Origin of the sequence: Amycolatopsis sp. NPDC052450, assembly GCF_044547565.1 — a bacterium.
In the GTDB taxonomy this organism is placed as follows: Bacteria; Actinomycetota; Actinomycetes; order Mycobacteriales; family Pseudonocardiaceae; genus Amycolatopsis.
This window is the reverse complement of record NZ_JBIUAQ010000066.1, coordinates 1-1,548: the sequence shown is the minus strand read 5'-3', so window position 1 is coordinate 1,548 and position 1,548 is coordinate 1. Positions and strand designations below refer to the sequence as shown.

The 1,548-nt window shown below is 65.1% G+C and carries 1 pseudogene; it reads left to right on the top strand.

The features are described from left to right. Window positions 1-100: 100 nt before the first annotated feature. Window positions 101-961: pseudogene (locus ACIHAO_RS42915) on the top strand (DUF222 domain-containing protein); the annotation flags it as partial. Between the last annotated feature and the right edge of the window lie 587 nt (window positions 962-1,548).

Sequence of the window (1,548 nt, the reverse complement as noted above, 5' to 3'; positions counted from 1 at the left end):
GATGTGTCCTCAGTCACAGATGGAGCCCTTCTGGGTCGCGTCCGACGACCCGATCTTGGTCCATCCGCGGCTTACACGGTTGTCATGACACGGCCACACCTCCATCGAGGACCGGGCGAATGCGGAGAAGATCCTCGCCACCCTCGCCCGCGATGCCGGTCCTCGCCAGCTCGCGGAAGCTGAGGTGAACCTGCTCGCGTTGCTGGATCCCGACGGGAATGAACCGAAAGAGCCCGAACCGAAGGAGCCGCGCCGGGAAATCACCCTGGAGCGTCGCAAGGACGGGTTCTGGAAACTCACCGGCTTGCTCGATGACGAGACGGGTGCCCGTACCGCCGCCGCTCTGGATGCCTACGCCAAGCCGCGGCCGGTGGACGAGTTCGGTCAAGCCGATCTGCGAATGAAATGCGAACGCATGGGAGACGCCTGGGTCGACATCCTCGACCTCGCCGTCGCCTGCCCGGACCAGCCCGGCACCAACGGCTACCGCACTCTGCTGCATGTCACGATCGGACTCGACGAACTGAAATCCGGCCTCGGGACCGCCTGCCTCGACTATGTCGGAACGATGACCGCCCGCGAAGCCAGGCTCGCCGCCTGCGACTGTCTCATGCTGCCGGTCGTCATGAGCGCGGCTGGTGAGCCCCTCGACGTGGGGCGGCTGCGACGATTCGTCACACCCGGCCAGCGACGCGCCTTGAACATCCGGGATGGCGGTTGCGCGTTCCCCGGGTGTCATCGGCGGCCGAAGAACTGTCACGCCCACCATATTCATCACTGGGCAGACGGCGGACCCACGGATCTCCGGAATCTCGTGCTGCTGTGCGGTTTCCACCACCGGCTGATCCACCACGGCGACTGGCAAGTCCGCATGGCCGCCGAGGGTCTACCGGAGTTCATCCCACCCCAATACCGAGATCCACTCCGACAACCCCGCCGCAACACCCTCCACCACCGCTGACCCCCGAGGAGCCCGCCAGCCACACCGGCGACGGGCTCCTCGTCATGCCCAGCCGACAACCGTGTTCTGACGGCCCCTTGCTCAGGCACCTGCGCGGCCTCCGCACAACCGAACGCTCGCAAGCGCCACGCTGGAGATCGCGAGCCACCGAGCGAGGCCCATCTTGCAGTACATGAAAGACCCCTTCCTTGCGCCTAGTGTCCCGAGGCGGAAGTTCGTGTGGTAATTCGGCGTGGTGCCGAAGGATCTTGTTCTTGCTTCGCGCGGTGAAGATGCTGTCGCCTGAGGCCGGGAGCATTCCGCTGATTCAAGGTGACGGGTCGCGGGGATTGGCTCGCGGGCCGTGGGGCGACCGTGCCGCGAAAGCCACAGTGATGATGATGTGTGTGGATGGAGGCCTGGCGGGGTCTGGCCCGGAAAGCCACTGACGCCCTGGTTGGGGTTGTCTTGCGAAAGATCTGCCGGCTCGTGCTGGGTCTCTGTTCATGCACGTGGGCCGTGTCATGACAACCGTGTAAGCCGCGGATGGACCAAGATCGGGTCGTCGGACGCGACCCAGAAGGGCTCCATCTGTGACTGAGGACACA